The sequence below is a fragment of the Stutzerimonas nosocomialis genome, assembly GCF_005876855.1.
Lineage (GTDB): Bacteria > Pseudomonadota > Gammaproteobacteria > Pseudomonadales > Pseudomonadaceae > Stutzerimonas > Stutzerimonas nosocomialis.
Genome location: NZ_QLAE01000030.1, coordinates 24372 through 46937, shown reverse-complemented (window position 1 = coordinate 46937; position 22566 = coordinate 24372). Strand labels below are relative to the sequence as shown.

The window sequence follows — 22566 nt, the reverse complement described above, 5'->3', positions numbered from 1 at the left end:
TTACATCATCCCGTCAGCACCAGCGACGCGTCCGGGTAGCGGGCGCACATGAATTCGACGAACGCCCGAACCTTCGGCGCAGCGAGGCGCCTCGAGGTGTGCAGGACCCAGAGCGAAGCGTCCGCCCCCGACACCGTTCCCCACTGGACCAGCTCGCCACGCTCCAGTGGGTTCCAGGCGATGGACTGCGGAATGAGGGCGGCGCCGCCGCCGGCAATAGCCGCGTCGCGAATCGTCAGGAATGAGGAAAACCGCAGCCTCGGGACAGGTTCCAGCACCAGGCGCCCTTCGTCGAGGTTCCAGTGGGTAGGCTGGAAGCTCGAGAACACGATGGCCGGAACTTGCCTGACCGCACCGGGGGGCGGGGCAGGCGTGGATGGCGCCGCTACGACCACCATCCGGTCCTTGGCGAAGCAGCGGCCGACCAGGCCGCTGTCTGGGCTCGGGTTGACCCGAATGGCGACGTCGTACCGTTCTTCGACGAGGTCGACCACGCGGTCCTCCGCCACCACCTCGAGCGTGATCTCCGGGTAGGCCGCGCAGAACTCGGCGCCAATTCGCCCCATCGCGAGCTGCGCGAACAGTACCGGGGAAGCCACGCGCAGATGCCCGCGTGGAACGGACAGGCCCTCTCGGGCCGCCGTCATGGCTTCGGCCACCTCGTTCATCGGCCCTTCGGTTCGAGCCATCAACAGCTCGCCGGCTTCGGTGAGCTTCAGCCCACGGGCACTGCGCTCGATCAGCCGCACGCCGAGTTGATCCTCGAGGTCGGCGATGCGGCGCGACAAGGTCGCCTTCGACCTGCCGCTCGCCCGGCTTGCCTTTCCCAACCCTCCGTTCGTTGCCACGAGTGCGAAGTCGACCAGCGCGTTGATATCCATGGTGTTCCATTTTTGGAACGAGGTATCTCCAGTTTGTGGTCTGCGTTTTATGGCTGCAACGACTTATCGTCCGTTCACCCACAGACCGATAGAGGCACCACCCATGAGCACCATCCAACGCGCCGTACTGATCCGGACCTACGGCGGCGTCGATGCCGTCGAAGTGGCCGAGATCGCCAAGCCAGAAGCGGCACAAGGCCAGGTCCTGGTTCGGGTCCGCGCCGCGGGCGTGAACGCCCTCGACTGGAAAGTCCGGGAGGGCTATGTGCGAGACGCCTTTCCGCTGCAACTGCCGGCTGTGCTGGGCATCGAGCTGGCAGGCGTCGTCGAGGCCGTCGGCAGCGAAGCCTCCCACTTTCGTGTCGGCGATCGCGTCATGGGTCCCTTGGGCGGGCTCGGCGCCTATGCCGAGCTCGTCGCAGTCAACGAGGCGAACCTGACCCGCACGCCGGACGCGCTGGATGACGTCCAGGCTGCCGCGCTCCCGGTGGCAACCGTGGCGGCTTGGCAGAGCCTCCACCATGCGGGGCCGATCCGCCAGGGGCAGCGAATTCTGATCCAGGGTGCGGCCGGTGGCCTGGGCGGCTATGCCGTGCAGTTCGCCAGGCAGGCGGGCGCCGAAGTGTTCGCAACGGCGGCCGCCGCTCATCTCGACTATGTCCGCAGCCTGGGGGCCGATCATGTCATCGACTACCAGGCGCAACGGTTCGAGGACGTCGTCCGGGATATCGACCTGGTGCTCGACTACGTCGGGGGTGAAGTACTCGATCGCTCATGGCAGGTGCTGGCGCCGAACGGCGTCATCGTCGGTACCTCGTCACCGGACATCCTGGCCCGTACGCCGGCAGGGCGGCGTGGCCTGTGGTTCATGAACAAGCCGGACGCCGCGCTTCTGGAAACCCTGGCCTCCGACGTCGCACGTGGCGCACTGAAATCGCGGGTGAGCGAGGTGGTCGGCTTTGCCGACATTCCTCTGGCCATCGAACGCAATCGCATCGCCTCGCGAGCCGGCAAGGTCGTGGCGGATTTCTCGCGCTAACCCTCCATCCAACACGGGAGCTTTCACATGAGCATTCTTGTTACAGGTGCCACGGGCACGATCGGTTCACTCATCGTTCAGGGCCTCGCCAATGCCGGCGCCGAGGTCAAGGCCCTCGTTCGCCAATCAGGTAAGCGGGCCTTTCCGCAAGGTGTCACCGACGTGGTCGCAGACATGACCGACGTGCCCTCCATACGCGCCGCGCTTTCATCGGTGCGAACGCTGTTCCTGCTGAACGCCGTCACGCCCGATGAGCTGACCCAGGCCCTCATCACGCTCAACCTCGCCCGGGAAGCGGGCATCGAGCGGGTGGTCTACCTCTCGGTGATCCATGCCGACAGGTACACAAATGTGCCTCACTTCACCGGCAAGCACACCGTCGAGCGCATGATCGAAAGCCTCGACATCCCCGCGACCATCTTGCGCCCGGCCTACTTCATGCAGAACGAATTCATGGTTCAGCAGGCCATCCAGGACTACGGCGTCTATCCGATGCCGATCGGCTCGGCGGGCGTCTCGATGATCGACACGCGCGACATCGCGGACATTGCCGTCGCGGAACTGCTCCGGCGCGATAACGCCCCCGGCGCGATAACGCCCCCGGCGCGCTCGAGCGGGTTACGCTGGAACTGGTCGGCCCGAACGTGCTGACCGGCCACTCGGCGGCGCAGGTCTGGAGTGCCGCCCTGGGCCGTGAAATCTCCTACGGCGGCGACGACGTGGCGGCTTTCGAAGCACAGATGGCCTCGTTCGGCCCCTCGTGGATGGCCTACGACATGCGCTTGATGATGGCCGGCATCCAGAAGCACGGCATGCTAGGCACGGAAGGGGCGGTGGAGCGGCTGCAAACCATGTTGGGACGACCGCTGCGTAGCTACGAGGGCTTCGTTCGTGAGGCCATTGGTGGGACCTGAGCGTCGCGTCGCCTCAGACGAGGTCGCTAGACGCTTTTGATCCTGCTGGACGGATCCGCCGGGGTCGATGGGACAGATGATTAACCGGCGGCTTACGGCCAGAAGCTGCCTGTCATAAACGCTCACAGGACCAAAGCATAGGTCGGGGATGTCTACCGGAACGGGGTTAGCCGAGCGGGGTGACCAGGCGTCCAGCGAAATGCGGCCACTGCATACAGCCATTCAACACAGTCTAACTGCCTTCGGCAGCGTCTCCTCAAACAGGCTCTTACGCAGGGCTCCCGGTCGTATCTTCTGCAGGGTCTCCAGCCAGATCTTCACCGGAGTCGTCAGTCGAAGCTTGAGTAGAATCCTGAGCCTGTGACGCTACAACCTCTTCATCTACGGGCTCTGCAGGAGCGCCTGCGATGCGGTCGGCAATGAATCCGCGCGTACGCCAAGTAGCACGCACGAAGGACTCGAACGTAGCATCGCCATTCAGCTCCAGTTCGTCGGCGTGATCGGTCACGATGATCTGCGGCATGATTCCAGTCGCGTCTTTTGTTTGCTGGCAGAACTCGACGAGCTTGTCGAACATGTTGGTGACCGACTGTAGATCTGCATCTACTCTTGCCGTCGTATTCGTGAGCGCGGCCAGTGCTTTTGCGTCAAATGCCTGGCCATGATCAATCTTTGCAGGGAAATACACCTGTGTTGGCTGATCGAGGAAAAGGATAGGGGGTATTTTGCATCCCTCCTCATGTTTCAACGCAAATACAGAATGGAGGGCTAGAAATAAGGTTAAGTGCGAATACAGCCAGTTCGCTCCGCTGCCCATTGAACGCAGATATACGCTCCCCATTTCAGTGCTTTCATGCCATAGATCAAAGTTGTGCAAGTCGAACTTGAGGTTGATCGGCTTGTAAGCTTCCTCAAAGTCGAACCCGGCGCCTATGCGAGCCATTTCACTGTTAATCAGGCCGCTTAGATCATTCATCTTATTGGGCACATCATAAGCGTCTAAGCGTGGCTTAATTTCCAGAAGCTTATTCTTAATGGTCAGCAAAGTGCCGTCGACTTCATGTTTCGGTCTACTGGCGTAATCCTCAATAATTATTTCAATTCGATGCTTGACGCGTAGTGCAATCTCGTCAACTGTCTTTTTCTTCTTAAGATCGTGTACCTGCTTATCCAGCTGAGCAATCTTGGCCTGAATGCCTAATAGCTTCTCCTTTTCTTCTTTATACTTGGATAGAATCCGCCCTTCCTCTTCACGAAAGCTCTCGCGCGCATAGGAGGAGGTTCTAAGTTCTTTATTCATCCAGTCAATGGCATCAGTAAGCTTATTCGCTTCGTGTTCAACATGCTGGCTAGGTGAGTCACAAAATGGACAGTGCGCCTCTTTGACCTCTGCATATTCCGGCAGAGGAATTTCGCTTATATTTTTTGCAAAGTCCTCGGTGAAACTAATTGAAGACCTGACAGCGCTTAATTGATCGTTAAGCTCACGAACCACTAGAGTTTGACTTGACCTCTGCTGTTCTAGCTCTTTTTTCTGTACGGCATAATCGTCTGCCTGGCTATCAATTCGAACATTAGCATTACTGATTTTCTCAAGCGAGGACTTGAGGCTGGCTGCAATCTGCGATCCCGTCAACGCAGTTAAAGGAGTGCCTGCGGCAGACTTATACTCTGCAAGCAATTCATCTACTCTCGTGATGAACTTGTCTTTTGCATCTTTGTTCTTAGGTATCTGTGCCTCAAGCTTCCTTTGGTCTGCCTTAAGAGCATTGTATTCCTGGGACAACCAGAAATAATCTTGATCCACAAAATTCATGAATATCTTGAGGTGATCAATAACCTGCTCACGTTTTTCCTTCTCGTCAAAACGATAGAAAAGAGCATGTTTGTTAGCCACAAGATTCTGGTGTTGCAACATGAAAGAGACAAAGCTACGAACAGAGGGTGTCGCGCTTTTGCTCTTGCCAAATGCCCTGCCACTTTGATCCTCATCAATATCCGTCATTGTTACCGCAAAATGCCGGCCTAGTTCTTTCTTGAAGTCACGCAAAGGGAGAAACAAATTAGGGCTGAAGAACTTTTTAGGCTCATTCATCCTGGTGAGGATTTCATCTAGTGCGCCAGGAACCTCACTAATGAAGACTCGGTCACTAATTCTGTCACGAGCCAGAACGACAGTTTGGCTCTCAAACTGCAGGATAGTGAAGTAATATTTTGAGCGCTGCGTTATGACCCCTTTGGGGATAGTGTTATCACTATTGCCGAAGCAGAAGTCAAAAATCTCAATGATGGCGCTTTTGCCCATCGAAGATTTTCCCGTAATGACGTTCAAGCCTGGCTTGAATATTACCTTGTGTATTTCATTGTCGTGATCAATGACGCCAACCGACTTGACGAAGCACTTCATAACTGAGCAATCCCTAGCGACTTATATATATACTGTGGCTCTCTATCTTCCACTACCCCTGCAAGCTTTCGAGCCGATGCAATCTTTCTCTCCACACCCTGCAGTTGTGGAAATTTCTTGGTGGTCGGCTTTACAGCCAAATTTTCGTCAATCTCTAAATATCCAGCACTCTCAAGGCTCATGATAGTGACGTTAGTGATCTCTCGCAGAGTCTGGATTCTCTTATGCACTCCTGATATCCTGGTCTTATCCGAGATCATGGTTCGCCAGTTGCTACGCGTGCTCAAACGGTATAAATAAGCGGATGTGGGTTCATGAAGCACAAGGGGAAGAATAAGGTAGCTGAATAGAATATTATTTGGGCTTGGTTTTAGTTCGCTATAGAAGGCATGAATAATTGGAGCCATTATAAATGGGCTTCGATGCAGCGTGTGGATATGATCAGATGCTGGAACCTTCATTCCCATAACGTCCATTTACCAGAGTCTCCAATGAAGTTTTTCAGAATCCACTTCATCTTCGTCATCAGCAAGCATATGCCAGATGCCATTGCGGAAATCTAAGCTTGTATCATCGAAGGTGGGTATTTTGTCTGGGGTTTCACCGCAGCGAAGATCGAAGAAACTCTTTGACTCATCACACCAGTACTCTTTAGGCTCACGGCTACATCTCCTCATTGCCGCAGCCCTAAGGCTTACATGACGGTTTAGCTGTTCTTCTTTGTAGCGATCAATATCATCCTTCTCTAGGTTGAATCTTTGGAGCTCACTACTGATGGTGTACACAGCGACCATGTGTTCCAAAATCGCCGTAGGAACTTTTGTTGGATATTCAATTTCATGAAGCTTCTTTACAAACAGACGATCTAAATATGAAGGGTCGCCCACCTTGTCTTTGAATAGGCTCTTATCCACGACTGGAAATCTTCGAGAGTGCCGACCATACAACGAATTTAGTGAGGCGATTTGTAAGTCAAAGTCTTCATAGGTAACCTTCCAACCATTCCTGGATTTTTCAGGATCAATCAAGAACCCCATCATAGCCCGGAAATAATCGTCATGTTTCTCAGGATGCACCCCCTTGCAGTACACACTTTTTACGTGTTCAGCACGCGTGACTAAATTAGGCTCATCGGTAAGGATGTGGACTTTCTCGATAACATCCAGCAGTGTCTCCCTTCTTTCTTCAGCCATCACAAACCGCTGAGCTTGGACAGCCCGCGACGGCTTATCCCCTGAGGCTGCAATCCTGGCCTCGCTTTGCTCAAGGACACCCTGTAGAAAATCTAGCTTCTCCTGAACCGTCGAATGGTTCCAGTGACGAAGCTTTGAAGCGGCACCGTATGTCTGTGTAGTCAACAAGATCAACTCAGAATACTTAGCCTGTTTAAAACTGGGCGACATCCAGTTTTTCAGTGTATTCCAGAAATTAATGTGGCCGTCTGTCAAGTCTTCGACAAAATCCTTTACTTCAACCTGAACCTCGCCGCTTACAGTGACGTCGCCATAATATTCAAGCCAAAGGGTTTGCCCTTTAGCCAGAGCATGGCAATACTCCAGCGTCACTATCAATTGATAGGAAATGGCTTCGAGTAATCTCGTTGCATTATTAGCGAGCTTATTCAACACGTCCTCCGCCCATCACGTTATTGTCGTGACAAGGTGAATTTCACCAGGAGCGTGAGATACAGCCACCCTGGCAAGTCTCATCCAGCAATAAGAAAAACCGCTATAAGCGCAGAGGCCAAGTAGACCAATCATTGGGGCTGTTTTTATATACAGTATTCCAGTGAGCGCTTACTGGATTCTATCGTGATGGCCTTTTGTTAGCAAAGAAGCTGGAGAGCCCGAACTAACTGGGGGCAGCTGGTGCCGCTGCTGATCAAGTCGACCCTAACGGCTCTTCTGCAGAGAGTTTTGATGTCCTCGAACAGTTAATCTTTACGCCAAAATGGCTCTTGAAGCATCGAAGACCGCAGTTAAGGGAAATCCTGAAGAAGACTTCCCGTTTCTGGTGAAATACGCCGATCCCGTTGCCCGAGTTTCCCGATGAAGCAGATGACCTTCGCCGACGCCGAGTACGGCGGCAAGCGCAAGCAGACTCGCAAGGAGTTGTTCCTGATCGAGATGGATCAGGTGGTGCCGTGGAAGGGTTTGGTTGCATCGAACCGCACTACCCCAAGGGCGACGGCGGTCGCCCGGCCTATCCGCTGATGGCGATGCTGCGCGTCCATCTGATGCAGAACTGGTTCGGCTACAGCGATCCGGCGATGGAGGAAGCGCTGTACGAGACCACCATCCTGCGCCAGTTCGCTGGGTTGAGTCTGGAGCGCATCCCCGATGAAACCACCATCCTCAACTTCCGGCGCCTGCTGGAGAAACATGAACTGGCAGCTGGCATCCTCGGCGTAATCAACGGCTACCTGGGTGATCGCGGTCTGTCGCTGCGCCAGGGCACCATCGTCGACGCTACGCTGATCCACGCGCCGAGTTCGACCAAGAACCAGGACGGCAAGCGCGACCCGGAAATGCACCAGACCAAGAAAGGCAACCAGTACTACTTCGGCATGAAGGCGCATATCGGCGTGGATGCTGAGTCTGGTCTGGTGCACAGCGTGGTGGGAACGGCAGCCAATGTGGCGGACGTCACCCAGGTCGATAAGCTGCTGCACGGCGACGAGAACGTGGTGAGCACTGATGCGGGCTATACCGGTGTTGAAAAGCGTCCGGAGCATGAAGGGCGGAAGGTTATCTGGCAGGTGGCGGCACGCCGCAGCACTTACAAGAAGCTCGATAAGCGAAGCGCGCTATACAAAGCCAAGCGCAAGATCGAGAAGGCCAAGGCCCAAGTGCGCGCCAAGGTCGAGCACCCGTTCCGGGTAATCAAGCGCCAATTCGGTTATGTGAAGACGCGCTTCCGTGGCTTGGCAAAGAACACGGCGCAGTTGGTGACGCTGTTCGCTCTGTCGAACCTCTGGATGGCTCGCCGACATTTGCTGAATGCAGGAGAGGCGCGTCTTTAATGCGGAAAATGCTGCCGCGAGGTGCTCGCGACGGCTGAATGCACTGAAATGAGCGGGTGATCTGAGCGTTTTTGATCGGTTCACCGCTTTCAAAATCGGCAGAGGCTGACGTTGCTCAGAAATATCGGGCTACTTCAGAGCATCCTTAAGGGAGATTAAATCGAGCGCCGCGCAGATCGTATATATAGAGGTAATGTATGCAGGATGAAGCGTCGCCCGAGAGGCTGCTGCCAGGGGCAAGGAGGATTGGCCCAAAAATGGCAGAGCCCCGGTCTCAATGCAGCACCGTCACCACGATCGTGGTGTCAATCTCTTCACGCATCGCCTGAAAATTCTTATGCGTCATGTCTTTAATGTCTGCTGAGCGCCGGATGTTCGGATGGTGAAGATAGCCTACTCGAAATTCGACGCCCACTGGCTGCTTCTGGCCGGATAGCGACGGCCAGGCATCGACCGTCGCTGTGCATGGTCAGACCTCGGTCTGTTCCGCCATTTCCAAGGCGTCATCGACCTCAATGCCCAGGTATCGGACGGTACTTTCAAGCTTCGTATGGCCGAGCAGAAGTTGGACTGCCCTCAGGTTCTTCGTCCTACGGTAGATCAGGGATGCCTTCGTACGCCGCAGCGTGTGGGTGCCGTACATTGCCGGATCAAGGCCAATAGCTGTCACCCAGGCTTTGACGATTCGAGCGTATTGCCTGGTGGAGAGATGATCTGAGCCTCGCAACCGGCTTGGAAACAGGCAATCCTCGTTACGGAGCTGGGCCTGGTGTATCCAGGCCGCCAAAGCCGCCCGGGTTTGCTCTGTGATCTCAAACTGTACTGGTCGCTGAGTTTTCTGCTGCATCACGATGGCTCGCGGCGAAACGTGCTCTCCATGGGCTATGTCCCGCACACGAAGTTTGGTTAAGTCGCAGGCTCGCAGCTTGCTGTCGATAGCCAAGTCGAATAGAGCAAGATCCCGGGTTCTCTCCGCGATCTGGAGCCTTACTCTGATGGCCCATATATCGCTGAGCCGGAGTGGGGCTTTCTGCCCGATTAGCTTTCCCTTGTTCCAAGGCTGGTGACTGAAGGTGGCAGTGGTGTTCATGGCTTGTCCTCCACGTGAGGGAGGACAAGGGTGGCTTGCCAGAACTATGGTCGCTAAGCGGCCAGGAGCGGACAGTCCGAGTAGAGAAATAAATCTGTCTTCTTTTCCGTTCAATAGCCTCGCTATATGCCGAAAAGGTCGCCTTCTTTTATTCCGAGCCAGACCTCGAGATGATTATGCAAAGTCCTCAAGGACAATTCATGTTCCGAGAAGTCTGCGGGATTGATCGCGTCGAACCTAGCCTTGGCCACGTCGATACCAATGAAGTCCTCAATCGCTTTTCTGTTGAAGTAGTTATGCAATGTGGAGACTCGATCACCCCATGAATGGCTTGTACCAGTGCTCATCATGCTAGTTGCCATACCTGCAAAGCCCTCGTCGGTGCTGATAGCGCCCAACAGCCAGTTACGAGGCTCATCAAAGGACCCCGTATAATCCTTCCATTGGTAAAGTAGGGACACAAGATCCGGCTCAGCAATTAAAGCGTGACCGCCAGCAGCGCGCGCCCTTATCAACTCCAACCATAGCTCCTTCATCGCTTCGACGGTCTCGAGATCAAGCGCTGGATCAAAGGTATCGGCCTTGCCTTCTTTTTGATCGGAGGGATCACTCAGGTGAATTAGTATCGCAGCAACCGATAGCGCTTGAGTCTGGCGAAGCGCCTCAATTATTAGACCACCTCGTAACTCTGCCGGAATCCGCTTCAGGTACCACGAAGTCGCTCGCCACGCGGAAATCCACGGGGAGCTGAGGCCGCCACCGCGCAGGCCTACGAGTTTCTGAGCAATGCTGAACATTCCTGGCAGTAACACGGCCGCGTTCTCTACAGGAAGGCGATCAACGGACTCATCGAATCTTGCAACAAGTGAGGATAACAACCCATCAGCTTCGACCGCTGCGATCATCTCAGCCAGCCCGTCATGTGTCGCAGTCGCGTCTAGGAATTCGGTGAAGCGACGTTCCGACAACTCGCCGAGTGCAGTCTGAAGTTCGAAGTACCGTGGGAAGTAGCGCGGCGAGCAAACTCGTTTTGCCGCCAGCCAATTGAGATGAAAACCGTCACCATAGTTTGTGCCACCGAACGCCCACTCGAGAGGCGGAAAAAGCTCTTTGATCGTGTCTCGGGCGAGGGCGCGACGCGCCTCCGGCACGACCTCAAGAAATCGCTCGGCTGCCTCTTTTTCTGCATCCTGCCGGCCGTCACGGCGGAAACGCCCTTCCTGGAGAACCAGCGCCCTTTCTCTAAACAGCGCCTCGTGTAGATCTGACTCGAAGACTCGTAGAGCTTCCAGAACTAAGAAGTCCACAATATTCACTTCGAAAACGTCGCCGGATACATGTAGCGGCACGTGAACAGCGATGGACGAGAGCAATCTGCGAGCATCTCGCATGTTGCGTAGGCGGGGTTGGATGCACCCGATCAAGGCATTACCCCAGCGTGTTTGCGAAAAACCGTTCGACTCCGTCGCATAGCGGCCTACCAACTGGGATAGCTCCTCCAAAAAAATGCGATGCACGACCGACACTGGTACGGCAGGCAGATCAAAGTTGGCTTGCACAATTTTTTCGAGGAAGGCGCGACCATCGCCGTCAGCGACCGGATCAAGCGCTCGTTCTATGATGCTGGGCTGGAACAGCAGCACAAAGACGATATTGGGTAAATTGGCGTTTGCTTTTACCTGCCGGAGGAGAACCCGAATTTGCTCGGGTTCGAGCCTGTCAATATCGTCAACAAAAACGATTAATGGACGATGGAGTTCGCGAAGTCGTGCGTCCAGTGCTTCGCGTACCTTGTCGAGCGGCTCTTCACTTCTGTCCCTTCCGAGATGCAACAGCGTGCGTCCGAGAAGGGACGTGCCAACGGAAAGGGCGGCAAGAGCGGCCGCGACTTTCGCAGCTGTCGGAAGATCAAAGCCTATGGCTGACGCGACGAAGAGTACTGAAGCGCTCGTCAGTACTGACGAAATGATGTGATTGGAACCACTGGCCTTTTTAAGGGGAGCGCTAACTCCGGTAAGGATCTTCCCGTATCGTCGCAGCGCTTCGGCACGAGCGAGCTCCGCCTTGGAGTGCTCGCCCCCCAGTCGATCAGCGATTTGACCGAAGAGCGCACGAGATATTGCGCTGCTATCACCCCACTGCCAGGGATTGAAGTCAAGCCAGGCCGTGTCATCGTTTCTAACTTCAAGTCGTTCAGTGATTAGGTTCTTTAGGGATGATTTGCCAAAGCCCCATCCGCCGCGGATTGCGAACACTCTGCCTTCGAGCGGACTAAGCTCCGAGAGTACGCCGGCTATACGGTCCGCGAAATCAGCTCTCCTAAGGCGATCCTCGGAGCTCTTTCGAATCGGTGCCTCCGATCCGATTTCGCCAATCGGTTGATTGGCGGGAGCGGCATCGTTGTAAAGCTTTGCTCGGCGACGGGCGCGCCACGCTGACAGATGGGCCAATAGTCTGGTCATGGTGCTGAAACTTCCGTCCGGCGCAACGCGCGTTGAGTGGTCAACGAGTTCATAGCATTTTTAAGGCCGAAAGCTACGACTCCACAGGAAGATGAGGGCGACGTCTCTGCTAGCCACGTCACTGGAGAAATCAGCGCTACGGGCCATCGGCATTCCTGCATCGGTTGAAGGCCCGCATGCTGCTATTCAGAAGGCTAAGGAGTCAACCAACCGTCCGCTCCTGGCCGCTAGCAGCCAGTCACACGTCCTGGCTTGTCGTTCCGCCTGGTCATCACTGGCGGTCAGCCCAGCAGCTATCGACGACGAGTGAAACGGTATGGCCGGAAAACCTGATGCAATTGCTTGCGGATGCAGGCGTATTTAAAGCGACTGTTTGACTCGGGAGTACAGCTGAGCCCTGCCGGCCGTGCCTGTAGGACACGGCCGGTTTAAGGCTCGCGGCGGGGAGTTCAGGCTGGCTGGTGCAAGCGCACGTTGAAGATCGGGCCGCGGCTGTATCGGGCCAGGGCCTTGGCAGCGGCCAGTACGCCGAGGTCAACCAGTGGCTCCAGCAAGATGACGCTCATATAGGCGATGCCGAACGAGCCGATGTTCGCCAGATTCTCGGTAGAGAAGCCATGGCCATAAAGGGCCCAGAACGCTACCCAGGCCACTATCCCGCCCTGATATGCCGTGGACAGCGCCAATGCTTGCTTATAGCTCGTGTCGACGTAGGCGGTGTTCCGGGAAATGATACGACGCGCCAGCGAGTTGATACCCCAGAGCGGTACCAACAGTGTGGTCACGTTCATCCCATATTGAGGCAGATCGAACGGGGCGAAGAAAACGCCCTGAATCAGCAGGCCAAGAGCCAGGCCGATCGCCGAGGCGCCCGCGCCGAACATCAGTAGCAGGGTCGATCCCAGGATCAGATGAACTTCCGAAACCCCTACCGCGTGGTGGGGGAATACCTCGAAGAAGCAGAACACCAATGCGGTCGTGATGAGGCTGCGTACCGTCAGTGCCGCGACGCCGCCGTTATGCCGGACGCTGTCGAGGGCCATCTTGCCGGCGAGGCCAAAGGCCCCGACCGCAGTGGCGTAACTGAGAAGTATCTTGGCGCCATCAACGACGCCCGGTTCGATATGCATGTCGAAACTCCACCGCGCCCACCGCGCGGAACGTATGGTTGGGGGGACCGGCAAACCGCCGGTGTCGATGGCAGGTCTCCTGGCTCGCGAGTCATCGCTCCACCCACCTTCCCAGCCAAAAGCCAGTGGTTCTCGGGCATCGCTCATCGCTTACAGTTGCGGGGGCAGCTGAGTTATTGATCGTACGGACTCGCACCTCATTCCCTTTTAGTTCGATCCCGAAGGATCAAAACCATCGCTCGCTACTGTAGTGAAGGGCCGGGGAAAATCCCAGAAAGCATTAAGGCTAGGGCGTGTGGCGTAGGAGGGCGTCCTTGTCGGAAGGCGCGGCTGGCGAGGGCATGCGCTCGTATCGTCGAGTCGATACGCTGCCCGCTGCTCCGCCAACGGCTGTGCGCTCGGGCGTCCCCTCTGGCTCGCGCAACGGGTAAGCCGTTCGTTCTCGCAGCGCTTGGCAGAATGCACATGGTTCATGAGTAAAACTTGTCTTAAGTACAAATAAATTTAGTTTGTCTCATGTATGTCCGGTGCCGACAATTCTTCCAACTCAATTTTCGATGGAAGATTCACATGGCATTGGCACATAACCTTGGCTTTCCGCGTATCGGTCGCGACCGTGAACTGAAAAAGGCACAGGAAGCCTTCTGGAAAGGCGAGCTGGACGAAGCCGGCCTGCGCGCCGTAGGCCGCGAGCTGCGCGCTGCGCACTGGCAGGTCCAGAAGGACGCCGGCATCGAGTTGCTGCCGGTCGGCGACTTCGCCTGGTACGACCAGGTGCTGACCCACTCGCTGACCTTCGGCGTGATTCCCGAGCGCTTCCACGTGCAAGGGGGCAAGCCGACCCTGGAAACCCTGTTCGGCATGGCCCGCGGCGTCACTCGCAACGCCTGCTGCGGCGGCGCCCACGCCCAGGAAATGACCAAGTGGTTCGACACCAACTACCACTACCTGGTCCCCGAGTTTTCCGCCGATCAGCAATTCAGCCTGAGCTGGGAGCAGCTGTTCGAGGAAGTGGAAGAGGGCAAGGCCCTGGGCCACGACCTCAAGCCGGTGCTGATTGGCCCGCTGACCTATCTCTGGCTGGGCAAGGAGAAAGGAGGCGACTTCAACCGTCTCGACCTGCTCGAGCGCCTGCTGCCGGTCTATGGCGAGATCTTCCAGCGCCTGGCCGCCCAGGGCGTCGAGTGGGTGCAGATCGACGAGCCGATTCTTGTCCTCGACCTGCCCCAGGACTGGAAGAACGCCTTCGAGCGTGCCTACAACCTGTTGCAGAAAGAGCCTGGCAAGAAGCTGATCGCCACGTATTTCGCTGGCCTGGAGGACAACCTCGGCCTGGCCGCTGGCCTGCCGGTGGACGGTCTGCACATCGACCTGGTGCGTGCGCCGGAACAGTTCCCGGCGATCCTCGACCGACTGCCGCCCTACAAGGTGTTGTCGCTCGGTGTGGTCAACGGCCGCAACGTCTGGCGTGCCGACCTGGAAAAAACCCTGACGGTGCTGCAACAGGCCCAGGAGCGCATCGGTGACCGTCTGTGGGTCGCTCCGAGCTGCTCGCTGCTGCACAGCCCGGTCGACCTGGCCCGCGAGGACCAGCTGGACGCTGAACTGAAGAGCTGGCTGGCCTTCGCCGTGCAGAAGTGCCGCGAGGTGGCCGTGCTCACGGCCGCGCTGAACGATCCGCAGGACGCCGAGGTGCAGGCCGCGTTGGCCGAGAGCCGCGCCGTGCAGGCCAGCCGCGCCACCTCGCCGCGTATTCACAAACCGACCGTCCAGGCCCGCCTGGCAGCCGTCACTCCGTGTCACAGCCAGCGCCTTTCGCCGTTCGCCACCCGTATCGACGTGCAGCGCGCGCGCCTGGATCTGCCGGCCTTCCCGACCACCACCATCGGTTCCTTTCCGCAGACTTCGGCCATTCGTCTGGCTCGCCAGTCGTTCAAGGCCGGCAAGCTCTCCGCTGCCGAATACACCGAGGCGATGCACAGCGAGATTCGCCACGCCGTAGGCATTCAGGAACGATTGGGCCTGGACGTGCTGGTGCACGGCGAGGCCGAGCGTAACGACATGGTCGAGTATTTCGCCGAGCAGATCGATGGCTACGCCTTCACCCGCTTCGGTTGGGTGCAGAGTTACGGCTCCCGCTGCGTGAAGCCGGCAGTGATCTACGGCGACCTGAGCCGTCCGCGGCCGATGACCGTCGAATGGATCACGTATGCCCAGAGCTGCACCGGCAAGGTGATGAAGGGCATGCTGACCGGCCCGGTGACCATGCTGATGTGGTCCTTCCCGCGGGACGATATTTCCCGCGAGCAGCAGGCGCGCCAGCTGGCCCTGGCCATCCGCGACGAAGTGGTCGATCTGGAGGCTGCCGGCATCCAGATCATCCAGATCGACGAGGCCGCCTTCCGCGAAGGTCTGCCGCTGCGCAAGGCGCAATGGCAGGAATACCTGAACTGGGCCACCGAATCGTTCCGCCTGAGCGCCTCTGGCGTGCGCGATGAAACCCAGATCCACATTCACATGTGCTACAGCGAATTCAACGACGTGATCGAGTCCATCGCCGCCATGGATGCTGACGTGATCACCATCGAGACCTCGCGCTCGGACATGGAGCTGCTGGATGCGTTCGAGCGCTTCGAGTACCCGAACGAGATCGGTCCAGGCGTGTACGACATCCACTCGCCGCGCGTGCCGGACCCCGCGGAGATGGTCCGCCTGTTGAAGAAGGCCGCCCAGCGCGTACCGGCCGAGCGCCTGTGGGTAAACCCGGACTGTGGTCTTAAGACCCGTGGCTGGCCGGAAACCGAGGCGGCGCTGGTGAACATGGTGGCCGCCGCCCGCCAGCTGCGCGCTGAGCTGGTCTGAGCCGTCGGTACGGACGAAACGGAGCCTCGCGCTCCGTTTCTTTTTTCAGGTCTGGAGACGGAAGCGGGCTGCACGTAACGGCGCTGCGTCCGCTTGCCGGCACGTCACGTAACGGCAGACCCAACTCCTTAACCCACGGTGATCTTCAACGTCCCCACACCCTCAACGCCACCGCTGAGCGTGTCGCCGCGCTGCACGGCGCCGACGCCGGCCGGGGTGCCGGTCATGATGAGGTCGCCGGGTTCGAGGACGAACAGGCGCGAGAGGTAGGCGACCACTTCGGGCACGCTCCAGATCTGCGCGGCGAGGTCGCCGTCCTGGCGGGTTTCGCCGTTGATGTCGAGCCAGATGCGGCCTTCGGTGGGGTGGCCGATCTTCTCGGCTGGTACCAGCGCGGAGCAGGGGGCGGCGTGGTCGAAGCCCTTGGCCACGGCCCAGGGGCGGCCCATTTTCTTCGCTTCGGCCTGCAGGTCGCGGCGGGTCATGTCCAGGCCCACGGCGTAGCCGTAGACGTGCTCGAGCGCCTGCTCGACCGGGATGTCGGAGCCGCCGCGGCCGATGGCCACGACCAGTTCGATCTCGTGGTGGACGCTTTCGGTGCCTGGCGGGTAGGGGAATTCGCTGCCGTCGGGCAGCAGGCTGTCGGGATGCTTGGTGAAGAAGAAGGGCGGCTCGCGGTCCGGGTCGTGACCCATTTCGCGGGCGTGATCGGCGTAGTTGCGCCCGACGCAGTAGATGCGCCGGACCGGAAAGCGCTGGCCGCTGTCCGCGATGGCCAGGCTCGGGATGCCGGGGGTGAAGAGGTAGTCGGTCTGCTCGGACGAACTCATGTGTCGCTCCAGGGTTGGCGTGTTGCTCGGAGCCGCCCCGCGACCGCGGGGCGGCGCAGGGTTCAGCGTTGCTGCGGGATGCTGCCGTGTTCGTTGAGGCTGCGCAGGAAATCGAAATCGCAGCCGTTGTCGGCCTGGGTGACGGTGTCCAGGAAGAGTTTGCGGTAGCCGCGTCCGTCGCCCTCGCGCGGCGCCGGCAGGCTGAGCGCATCGCGCCGGCGGGCCAGTTCCTCGTCGCTGACCAGCAGGTCGAGGGCGCGCTCGCGCACGCTCAGGCGCAGGCGATCGCCGCTTTCGATGAGCGCGAGCGGGCCGCCGACGGCCGCTTCGGGGGTCACGTGGAGGATGATGGTGCCGCCGGCCGTGCCGCTCATGCGGCCGTCGGAGATGCGCACCATGTCCTTCACGCCGGCGCGCGCCAGCTTGCGCGGGATCGGGATGTAGCCGGCTTCCGGCATGCCTGGAGCGCCCTTGGGGCCGATGTTCTTGAGCACCAGGATGTCGTCGGCGTTGACGTCCAGGTCCGGGTCGTCGATGCGCTGCGCCAGGTCTTCCAGCCCGTCGAACACCACCACGCGGCCCTCGTGCTCCATCAGCTCGAGGCTGGCCGCCGACTGCTTGATGATCGCCCCCTCAGGCGCCAGGTTGCCGCGCAGGAAGGCGATGCCGCCCTGCGGGTAGATCGGCTTGTCCAGCGGGCGCACCACGTCCTGCGCGAAGGCGGCGACCGCATCGAGTTCCTCGCCCAGCGTGCGTCCGGTGACCGTCAGCGCGTCCAGGTGCAGGAAGGGCCGCAGCTCGCGCAGCACGGGCGCCAGCCCGCCGGCCTTGTGCAGGTCTTCCATGTAGTGGGTGCCGGACGGCTTGAGGTTGACCAGCACCGGGATATCGCGGCCGAGGGCGTCGACCTCGTCCATGTCGATGCGGATGCCGCAACGCCCGGCGATCGCCGCCAAGTGCACGATGCCGTTGGTCGAACCGCCGATGGCGAGCAGCACCATCAGGGCGTTCTCGAACGCCTTCTTGGTGAGAATCCGGTCGGGCGTGATGCCGGCCTGGATCATCGCCACGGCCTGGGCGCCGGTGCGCTCGGCGATGCGGATGCGATCGGCGGTGACCGCCGGTGGCGTGGCGCCGCCGGGGAGCATCATGCCCAGGGCTTCGGTGACGCAGGCCATGGTGCTGGCGGTGCCCATCACCGAGCAGGTGCCGACGCTGGCCACCAGCTGGTCGTTGACCTCGGTGATTTCCTGCTGGTCGATTTCCTCGCCGCGGTACATGCCCCAGAAGCGTCGGCAATCGGTGCAGGCGCCGACGCGCACGCCGCGGTGCGAGCCGGTGAGCATCGAGCCGGTGACCAGCTGGATCGCCGGCACGCCGGCGCTGGCGGCGCCCATCAGTTGAGCCGGGACGGTCTTGTCGCATCCGCCGATGAGCACCACCGAGTCGATCGGCAGGGCGCGGATCATCTCCTCGGTGTCCATCGACATCAGGTTGCGAAGGAACATGCTGTTGGGGTGGGCGAAGCTCTCGTGGATCGAGATGGTGGGGAAGTCCACCGGCAGGCCGCCGGCGAGCATCACGCCGCGCTTGACCGCCTCGATCAGTTGCGGCGCGTTGCCGTGGCAGGGGTTGAAGCCGCTGCCGGTGTTGGTGATGCCGACGATCGGCCGGTTCAGCGCATCGTCCGAATAGCCTGCGCCCTTGATGAAGGCCTTGCGCAGGAACAGCGAGAATTCCGCGTCGCCGTAGTTGGTCAGGCCCTTGCGCATGCCTTGGGCGGGGGTGTTGCCGGGCTTCTGGTCGTCGTTCACGGGGATTACCTCTCGATTGTTGTTGTAGGTGCCGAGGCGTACGGCAGGCGAGGTGTTGGCCGGGCGCGAGCGCCTCAGCCGGTGGAGGCGGGGGCCGGTCCGGAGCTTTTGCGCACCACAAGCTCGGTGGTGACTTCGATGGGGCCGCTGTGGGGCTTGCCGGACAGCGCGTCGAGCAGGTAGGTGCCGGCGCGGGCGCCGATCTGTTCCAGCTCGACGCGAATGGTGGTCAGTGGCGGCGACAGGTGGCGGGCGTAGTCGAAGTCGTTGAAGCCGACCACCGAGAGCTGCTCGGGAACCCGCACGCCGGCTTCCCTGGCCGCGAGCAGCGCGCCGAAGGCGAGCAGGTCGTTGGCGCAGATCACCGCGGTCGGCAACGTCGGCCCGTCGAGCAGGCGCTGCGTGGCGGCGATGCCGTCTTCCAGGGTCAGGTTGGTTTCCAGCAGCCAGTGAGGCGGCAGTTCCAGCCCGGCCTCGGCCAGGCGCGCCTGGGTGCCGAAGATCCGGTCGCCGACCCGGTCGTTGAACGAGGGCTCGCCGACCAGCATGGCGAAATCGCGGTGACCGAGTTCCAGCAGGTGCTCGACCATGCGCCGCGACGCCTCGACGTTGTCGAAGCCGACGCTGGCGCGGGTGTCGTCCTGGGTCCAGGCCTGCACGCAGGGGATGCCCTTGTTCTCGATCAGCTGCCACATCTTCGGGTCGTGGGTGCGGCCGACCACCATCAGCGCATCGACGCCGTGCTCGAGCATGGTCTGCACCTCCTTCAGCTCGACCTGCTCGTCGAAGCCGAAGCTGGCCACCAGCAGCGTATAGCCGGCCTTGTGCACGGTCTGCTGGAAGGCGGCGAGCGGGCGCGAGAAGGTCTCGGTGGCGAGCGTCGGCACCACCGCGCCGATGGTCATGCTGCGCCGCGAGGAGAGGGTGCGGGCGGCGGCGTTGAGCACGTAGCCCAGCTCGTCGCAGGCGCGTTGGACGGCCTGTCGCTTGTCGTCGCTGACCGTGGCGCTGCCGTTGAGCACGCGCGATACGGTGGCGGTCGACACCCCGGCGAGGCGGGCGACGTCACGCAGGCCGGCACCGGAAAGCAGGGAGGAGGTGGGACGGGCGGATGAGGTCATCGGGGATCTTCGGCAGGCACCGAACTGAATCGGCTGTTGACATTAGGAAAAACCGAAACTAGGTTTTTGTAAACGGTTACATCGCAATTTTTCGCAAATGTAAGCGGTTACAAAGGCACCTCGAAGGGATCGCCCTATTGCCTCCGAGGCTCTGCAGCCCGCGTTCCCGCCGCGATGAAACCGGTTACATCGGGCGCTTGCGTCCCCGTTCCACCGCCGAAAACAAGGAAAACAAGATGGCTGTCATTCGCTCCATTTCCGTCTGCGCGGCGCGTGTGCCGCTCGACCGCGTCACCTCATTCTCCAATCGCACCGTGTCCGCCCGGGACTACGGCCTGGTCAAGGTCACCTCCGAGGACGGCGTGACCGGCATCGGCTTCTGCTACGTCGGCAGCGCCGGCGGCGAGCTGCTGCCGATCGCCGTGGAAAAACTGCTGGCGCCGGTGCTGATCGGCCGCGACTCGCTGGACGTCGAGGCGCTGTGGCGCGAGATGTACCAGGAAGCCCTGCTGCAGGGCCGCGCCGGGGTGGTCATGCGCGCCATCAGCATCCTCGACACCGCGCTCTGGGACCTCAACGCGCGCAGCGCCGGCCTGCCGCTGCACCGCTACCTGGGCGCGGCCAGCCCCGACCGCGTGCTGGCCTACGCCAGCGGCGGCTACTACCTCGACGGCAAGACCCCCGAGCTGCTCGGCGAGGAGATGGCGCACTACGTCTCGCTCGGCTTCAAGGCGGTGAAGATGAAAACCGGCCGCCTCTCGCCCAAGGACGAGGAGGCGCGGGTCGCCGCGGCGCGCGAGGCCATCGGCCCGGACATCGACCTGATGCTCGACGTCAACAACGGCTGGAGCGACGTCACCGAGGCCCTGCAGTACGTGCGCCGCTTCGAGCGCTACAACCCGGCCTTCGTCGAGGAGCCCTTCCTGGTCGACGACATCGACAGCCACGCGCGCCTGGCCCGGGCGACGCCGATCCCGGTGGCCACCGGCGAGGTGGAGGTCGGCCGCTGGCGGCACAAGGAGCTGCTCGACAAGGGCGGCGCGGCCATCCTGCAGACCGACGCGGTGGTCTGCGGTGGTATCACCGAATGGCGCCGCATCGCCGCCATGGCCGCCGGCTACGGCGTGCCGATGTACCCGCACTGGTTCCACGACGTCCATGCGCCGCTGGTGGCCGCCACGCCGAACGCGCGCTACGTGGAGTTCTTCTGGGACGACCAGGTGCTCAACTTCCGCCGCCTGATCGACCGCCAGCTGGAGCAGGAAGGCGGCTACATCAAGCTCCACCAGACCCCGGGCCTGGGCTTCGATTTCGACGAGCAGGCCGTCTCGCGCTATTCGCTCAACACCGCGGGCGGCCCCTGGCTGAACGTGCAGAACACTCGCTGAGAGGTAGAAGGCGACACCCACAGGAGGCTCGCGACGCATGCGTCGTGGCCTCCCCAGTACGCCGGCCTCGCGCCGGACGATAACAATCCAACAAGAAACTGGAGTCAGCGCAAATGAAGATCAACAAGAAACTGTCCGCTGCCATTCTCGCCGCCACCGCCGCGGTGTCCCTGTCCTTCAACGCCCAGGCCGAGTACGTCGCCGGCAAGGACGTCACCGTGCTGCAGGGCTTCAAGCCCGGCGGCGGCAGCGACGTGCTGGCGCAACTGGTGCAGCCCTACGTGAGCAAGACGCTCGGCATCAACATGGTCAACGAGTACATCCCGGGGGCCACCGGCGCCATCGCCTGGACGCGCCTGGCCAAGCAGTCGAAGAAGGATGGCACGGTGATCAGCATCACCAACACGCCGATGCTGATGACCAACTACATCATGAACGACGCGATCACCTACAACATCAAGGAGCTGACCCCGATCGCCAACGTGGTCACCGACCCGGGGATCGCCGTGGTCGCCAAGGACAGCCCGATCAACTCCCTCGAAGACCTGATCGCCGCAGCCAAGGAAAAGCCCGGGCGGATCACCGTCGGCAACTCCGGGATGGGCGGCGACGACTACTTCACCACCCTGATGGTGGAGAAGGCCACCGGCCTGTCGTTCAAGAAGGTGCCGTTCCAGGGCGATGGTCCTTCGGCCACCGCCGCCATGGGCAACAAGATCGACGTCAGCTTCAACAACGTCGGCACCGTCTACAGCCAGGTCAAGAGCGGCAACCTCAAGGCGCTGGCGGTGTTCTCCGAGGAGCGCATCGAGGACATGCCCGACGTGCCCACCCTCAAGGAGAAGGGCATCGACGTGGTCGCCGGTTCCTCGCGTGGCTACAGCGCCCCGGCCGGCATTCCGGACGAGGCCCGCGATCAGCTGATCGCCGCCTTCGAGGCGCTGCGCAATGACGAGGCCTTCCTCGCCGACGCGAAGAAGCGCGCCCTGAATATCGACATCGTCACCGGCGACGAGTACGGCGCGATGTTCGAGCGCATGGAGAAGGAATTCCAGGGCATCTGGCAGGACGTGGCCGACAAGCAGTAGTTCCGCCGCCAACCAGAGGAAGCATCCATGAATAAGCACAGGTTGCTGCTCGGGCTTTTCGGTATCGCCCTGGCGGCTTTGTTTTTCGTCAACGCACGGCATTACCCCCACGGGGCGGCCGAGATGCCGCTGATCTATTCGGTGATCGTGGCGCTGCTCTCGGTGGCGATGATCGCCACCGAGCTGCTGCGCTCGCGCACCGCGGCAGGAGCGAGCGGGGCGGCGACGGCGGGGGAGGACGGCGCTGTCGCCGTCCGCCCGCGCTATCTGGCGGCAGCCGGGGTCTTCGCGCTGGCGATCGCCTACGTGGCACTCATCAACACCCTGGGCTACGTGCTGGCGACCGTGCTGTTCATGGGCGCGGCCCTGCTGGTCATCCGTACCGTGTCGGTGCGCTTCGCGCTGATCGGCACCGCATCGCTGGTGGCCATCGTGTGCCTGGTGTTCGTTCAGTTCCTGGGGCTTCCCGTGCCTCTGCTCCCACCGGCGATCTCCTGATCACCGTCCATTTCCATTCG

General features: G+C 60.2%; 16 protein-coding genes, 2 pseudogenes and 1 riboswitch. Of the genes and pseudogenes, 7 read left to right on the top strand and 11 right to left on the bottom strand.

The window, feature by feature from the left end; genetic code table 11:
- Positions 1–5: 5 nt before the first annotated feature.
- A complete protein-coding gene (locus tag DN824_RS17040) occupies positions 6–881 on the bottom strand; it encodes a LysR family transcriptional regulator (RefSeq protein WP_138409603.1) in 876 nt (291 codons plus the stop codon).
- Positions 882–984: 103 nt separating this feature from the next.
- Here DN824_RS17040 and DN824_RS17035 point away from each other — a divergent pair, with 103 nt between their 5' ends.
- Entirely contained in the window at positions 985–1920 is a 936-nt protein-coding gene (locus DN824_RS17035) for an NADP-dependent oxidoreductase (protein WP_138409602.1), read from the top strand.
- A gap of 27 nt (positions 1921–1947) precedes the next feature.
- Positions 1948–2834: pseudogene (locus DN824_RS17030) on the top strand (NmrA/HSCARG family protein).
- 268 nt (positions 2835–3102) lie between these two features.
- On the opposite strand, the gene DN824_RS17025 reads toward DN824_RS17030, so the two are convergent.
- Genes DN824_RS17025 through DN824_RS17015 form a run of 3 tightly spaced genes read right to left on the bottom strand, consistent with a single transcriptional unit; the run spans position 3103 to position 6869 of the window.
- Positions 3103–5241: a DUF3732 domain-containing protein gene (locus DN824_RS17025; RefSeq protein WP_138409601.1), complete on the bottom strand. Its 2139-nt coding sequence runs from the start codon at positions 5239–5241 to the stop codon at positions 3103–3105.
- Complete coding sequence (locus tag DN824_RS17020; RefSeq protein WP_241666724.1) at positions 5238–5717, bottom strand: three component ABC system middle component; 480 nt, start codon at positions 5715–5717, stop codon at positions 5238–5240. Before DN824_RS17020 ends, DN824_RS17025 begins: the two co-directional genes overlap by 4 nt.
- Entirely contained in the window at positions 5718–6869 is a 1152-nt protein-coding gene (locus DN824_RS17015; protein ID WP_241666723.1) for a hypothetical protein, read from the bottom strand.
- A gap of 420 nt (positions 6870–7289) precedes the next feature.
- Here DN824_RS17015 and DN824_RS17010 point away from each other — a divergent pair.
- A pseudogene (locus DN824_RS17010) lies at positions 7290–8263 on the top strand (IS5 family transposase).
- Positions 8264–8537: 274 nt separating this feature from the next.
- Here the strand turns inward: DN824_RS17010 and DN824_RS22500 are convergent.
- From DN824_RS22500 to DN824_RS16995, 4 genes are all read right to left on the bottom strand, one after another.
- Positions 8538–8678, bottom strand: a complete 141-nt coding sequence (locus tag DN824_RS22500) for a hypothetical protein (protein WP_158295396.1) — start codon at positions 8676–8678, stop codon at positions 8538–8540.
- 54 nt (positions 8679–8732) lie between these two features.
- Positions 8733–9353 carry a tyrosine-type recombinase/integrase gene (locus tag DN824_RS17005; RefSeq protein ID WP_138409599.1) on the bottom strand — a complete coding sequence of 207 codons (621 nt, stop codon included), beginning with the start codon at positions 9351–9353 and terminating at the stop codon, positions 8733–8735.
- A gap of 122 nt (positions 9354–9475) precedes the next feature.
- Positions 9476–11815 carry a KAP family P-loop NTPase fold protein gene (locus DN824_RS17000; protein WP_138409598.1) on the bottom strand — a complete coding sequence of 780 codons (2340 nt, stop codon included), beginning with the start codon at positions 11813–11815 and terminating at the stop codon, positions 9476–9478.
- Between the two features lie 449 nt (positions 11816–12264).
- Positions 12265–12945, bottom strand: coding sequence for an energy-coupling factor ABC transporter permease (locus DN824_RS16995; RefSeq protein WP_138409597.1), 681 nt, complete (start codon positions 12943–12945; stop codon positions 12265–12267).
- Between the two features lie 52 nt (positions 12946–12997).
- Positions 12998–13197: riboswitch (cobalamin riboswitch) on the bottom strand.
- A 318-nt stretch (positions 13198–13515) separates the two neighbouring features.
- Here DN824_RS16995 and metE point away from each other — a divergent pair.
- Entirely contained in the window at positions 13516–15807 is a 2292-nt protein-coding gene (metE, locus tag DN824_RS16990) for a 5-methyltetrahydropteroyltriglutamate--homocysteine S-methyltransferase (protein ID WP_138409596.1), read from the top strand.
- Positions 15808–15935: 128 nt separating this feature from the next.
- Here metE and DN824_RS16985 read toward each other — a convergent pair whose 3' ends face one another.
- The 3 genes from DN824_RS16985 to DN824_RS16975 form a co-directional block, all read right to left on the bottom strand.
- Entirely contained in the window at positions 15936–16637 is a 702-nt protein-coding gene (locus DN824_RS16985) for a fumarylacetoacetate hydrolase family protein (protein ID WP_138409595.1), read from the bottom strand.
- Between the two features lie 62 nt (positions 16638–16699).
- Complete coding sequence (locus DN824_RS16980; protein ID WP_138409620.1) at positions 16700–18409, bottom strand: IlvD/Edd family dehydratase; 1710 nt, start codon at positions 18407–18409, stop codon at positions 16700–16702.
- A 116-nt stretch (positions 18410–18525) separates the two neighbouring features.
- Positions 18526–19572, bottom strand: a complete 1047-nt coding sequence (locus DN824_RS16975; protein WP_138409594.1) for a LacI family DNA-binding transcriptional regulator — start codon at positions 19570–19572, stop codon at positions 18526–18528.
- A 236-nt stretch (positions 19573–19808) separates the two neighbouring features.
- Here DN824_RS16975 and DN824_RS16970 point away from each other — a divergent pair, with 236 nt between their 5' ends.
- From DN824_RS16970 to DN824_RS16960, 3 genes are all read left to right on the top strand, one after another.
- Positions 19809–20960 (top strand): mandelate racemase/muconate lactonizing enzyme family protein, encoded by a 1152-nt coding sequence (locus DN824_RS16970; RefSeq protein ID WP_138409593.1) that lies wholly within the window; start codon positions 19809–19811, stop codon positions 20958–20960.
- A 113-nt stretch (positions 20961–21073) separates the two neighbouring features.
- Entirely contained in the window at positions 21074–22048 is a 975-nt protein-coding gene (locus DN824_RS16965; protein ID WP_138409592.1) for a tripartite tricarboxylate transporter substrate binding protein, read from the top strand.
- Positions 22049–22075: 27 nt separating this feature from the next.
- On the top strand, positions 22076–22546 hold the full coding sequence (locus DN824_RS16960) for a tripartite tricarboxylate transporter TctB family protein (protein ID WP_138409591.1): 471 nt from the start codon (positions 22076–22078) through the stop codon (positions 22544–22546).
- Positions 22547–22566 lie beyond the last annotated feature (20 nt).